Source organism: Mycobacterium sp. (assembly GCF_032162605.1).
In the GTDB taxonomy this organism is placed as follows: Bacteria; Actinomycetota; Actinomycetes; order Mycobacteriales; family Mycobacteriaceae; genus Mycobacterium.
Window position 1 is genome coordinate 1 of record NZ_JAVROT010000013.1, and the last position, 3,157, is coordinate 3,157.

The 3,157-nt window shown below is 68.3% G+C and carries 1 protein-coding gene and 4 pseudogenes; 3 read left to right on the plus strand and 2 right to left on the minus strand.

What is annotated here, in order from left to right; genetic code table 11:
• The 3 genes and pseudogenes from QOI01_RS00460 to QOI01_RS00470 all read left to right on the plus strand — a co-directional run.
• Nucleotides 1-840, plus strand: a pseudogene (locus QOI01_RS00460) (uroporphyrinogen-III synthase); the annotation flags it as partial.
• Nucleotides 841-864: 24 nt separating this feature from the next.
• Nucleotides 865-1,439, plus strand: a pseudogene (locus QOI01_RS00465) (sirohydrochlorin chelatase).
• 56 nt (nt 1,440-1,495) lie between these two features.
• A complete protein-coding gene (locus QOI01_RS00470) occupies nt 1,496-2,374 on the plus strand; it encodes a hypothetical protein (RefSeq protein ID WP_526377560.1) in 879 nt (292 codons plus the stop codon).
• Here QOI01_RS00470 and QOI01_RS00475 read toward each other — a convergent pair.
• Together QOI01_RS00475 and QOI01_RS00480 are read right to left on the minus strand one after the other, a co-directional pair.
• Nucleotides 2,371-2,493, minus strand: a pseudogene (locus QOI01_RS00475) (nitrite reductase (NAD(P)H) small subunit); the annotation flags it as partial. The gene QOI01_RS00470 and the pseudogene QOI01_RS00475 sit on opposite strands and share 4 nt — an antisense overlap.
• A pseudogene (locus tag QOI01_RS00480) lies at nt 2,492-3,068 on the minus strand (FAD-dependent oxidoreductase); the annotation flags it as partial. The pseudogenes QOI01_RS00480 and QOI01_RS00475, both read right to left, overlap by 2 nt.
• Nucleotides 3,069-3,157 lie beyond the last annotated feature (89 nt).

The window sequence follows — 3,157 nt, forward strand, 5'->3', positions numbered from 1 at the left end:
GGAACTCCACGATCACACCGAGGCACTGATCGCCACACCGCCCGACGTGGTCATCGCGACGACGGGCATCGGCTTCCGCGGCTGGACCGCCGCCGCCGACGGCTGGGGACTGGCAGGTGACCTGATCGCGCTTTGGGCCGGGCACGCATAGTCTCCCGGGGCCCTACGGGCGGCCGGGCTGCCCGAGGAGTGGTCGCCGGAGTCGGAGTCGTCCCGCGAGGTCCTTCAGTACCTGCGCGAGGGCGGCATCGCAGGCCTGCGCATAGCCGTACAGCTGCACGGGGCCGCCGACGACTGGGACCCGTTCCCCGAGTTCCTTGACGAGCTGCGCGCCGCAGGAGCCGAGATCGTGCCGATCCGCGTATACCGCTGGCGCCCGGCGCCACGCGACGGTGGCTTCGACGCACTGGTCGCAGGCATCGCCGAGCACAGGTTCGACGCCGTCAGCTTCACGTCGGCACCCGCCGTCGCGTCGATGCTCATGCGAGCTGTCGAGATGGGCATCGAGGACCGGGTGCTCGCAGCGCTGCGGACCGACGTCCACGCGATGTGCGTCGGCCCGGTCACTGCCCGTCCGCTGGTGCGCCTCGGAGTGCCGACGTCGGCACCCGAGCGGAGGCGGTTGGGAGCACTGGCTGGCCACATCACCACGAACTGCCGCTGCTGCAGTCCAGGACGGTGACGGTCGCGGGACACGTACTCGAGATCAGGGGCACGTGCGTACTGGGCGGCGGAACCGATACGCACGCCGTCGAGACCGCGGTGCTACGGCTGCGGACCGCGCTTGGCGACAAGCACATCGTCTCGACCGTGGTGAAGCGCGGTTACCGGCTGGCTGTTCGAAGACAATCCGGTGGGAGTGTCGTGAACCCATTGCTCGTCGCCCACGGCGCCCGCAAGGCCGACGGTCGTCGCGATGATCGCGGACCTCGCCGAACGAGTCGGAGCTCAGCTGGGCAGGAGGGTGCGTACCGCATTCGTCGACGTACTCGATCCGACCCCCGCCGACGTGCTGTCGACTCTGCCCGACGGGCCCGCCGTCCTGGTGCCTGCCTTCCTGGCCGGTGGCTACCACGTCCGGGTCGACATACCCGCCCACGTCGGGGCCAGTCGGGCATCCCGACGTGACCGTGACCGATCCACTCGGACCGTCACCGCACGTCGTGCGGGTACTCTCCGATCGACTCGTCGAATCAGGTTGGCGGCCGTCGGATTCGGTGATCCTGGCCGCGGCGGGCACATCCGATCCCCACGCCCATCGAGACCTCGCGATGACGGCCGCCCTGTTGTCGGCCGCGATCGGTGTGCGCGTCGAATTGGCGTACGCCGCGGCCGGGGAGCCACGCGTCGCGGATGCCGGCGCCGACGTGGTGACCAATCCGCTCGGCACCCACCCGGTCTCGCCGCCTGACCGCGGTCGCCGAGACTTCGGTTTCTGACAAGATCCCGGCGATTTGCATCAGAAACCGTAGTCTCGGTGCGGTCCAATGGTGAGGTGACCAACGAGGCCGTGCTCGACACGTACCGCTACCTACGCGGCGGCATGCCGGTGATGATCTTGATGCTCGGCGCCGCGGTCGTCATCGAGCGACTCCACGCGACCTGCTGGCAGACCTCCGTCAGCGCCTACTTCTTCACCTCGGCGCACAGCGTGTTCATCGCCGCCCTCTGTGCGATCGGCGCGATGCTCATCGTCTACAAGGGCAGCAATGACACCGAGGACGTCCTGCTGAATCTCGCGGGCATCCTGGCATTCGTCGTCGCCATGGTTCCGACGTCACGCCCCGTACTGTTCTGCGGCAGCACGGATCTCAGCATCGGCGGCCAATCCGCGATCCCGAACACGTGGGCCGTGGTCATCGCACTCGTCACCTCGCGCGCCGCGTCCTGGTGGATGTACCGCCGCACGGGAACCACGCAGCGGCGGAGCACTCTTGGCGCGGCGGCGGTCTGGGCGCAACGCGCCTTGCTCGCGCTCGGTCTGATCGCGCTGGTGGTGGTGCCGGAGTGGTTTCGCGCCAATGCGCACGGCGTAGCGGCGGTGGCCATGTTCGCTGCGATCATCCTGACGGTCGTCATCACCGCCTTCGTGGCGGGCAACCAGGACCTCGGCAAGTGCCCGCACCGCAGGCGCTATCAAGTTTTCTACCAGTGGATTTCCGTCGTCATGGTGCTGACGTTGGTCACGGCGGTGTGCTTGCACCAGCTACTCGACGGGTTCAACCATGCGGTCCTCGTCGTCGAGGCGGCCCTGATCGTCGAGTTCGCCGTCTACTGGGTCATTCAGACCATCGAACTGTGGGGCACTCCCTCGCGGACCGCACTGTTGGCCGAACCGGATCCGTCCGACAGCCGGCTCCTTCGCGCGCTCTAGCCGCCCCCCTCGACGACGCCGTCGGTGACCCTGGTCTGGTAGACCGGCAGCACCACCTCGGGGTCGTCGAGACAGGCACCATCGTCGAGGGCGAAGGCCTGTTTCTTGATCGGCGACTGCCTCGTCGAGCTGCTGGCCCATCAAGCGCCGAAACCGCTCGACGATGTGCGGCCGCAACCCGAACTGCCGCAATGCGTTTGCGGCCTCGAGGCCGAGCAGACCACCCCCGATCACCACCCCCGCCGCACCATCAGCCGCATCGTGCGCGTCGGCGCGAATCGCGTCGAGGTCGTCGAGCGTGCGGTAGACGTGACAGTTGGGCAGGTCGTGGCCGGGCACCGGCGGGACGAAGGCATGCGAACCGGTGGCGAGTACCAAGGCGTCGTAGGAGACACGGCGGCCCAACAACGTCGTCACGCATTTCGCGGACGAATCGATCCGCGTGACTGGGTCGCGAAGGATCAGCTCGACGCGGCGGTCGCCGGCGTAGTCATTGCCTGGCAGCGCAAGCCGGCTGCGGTCCCAATGCTCGGTGTAGCCGGTCGGGCCGACGCGGTCGTAGGCGGCGTCGCGTTCCTCGGCGAGAACAGTCACCCACCAAACGCCCTGGCCGTCCCTGGGCCCGCAAGGCCTCGACGAAACGGTGTGCGACCATCCCGTGCCCGACCACGACGACACGTTTCGGCGAGCGCATGGCCGCCAACGTTAGGGAGCCGACATTTCGGTCATGTCGCGTCGCGTGAATCGCCCGTCGCGGTGTGCTCACGCCGCCCCCGCGGCCCA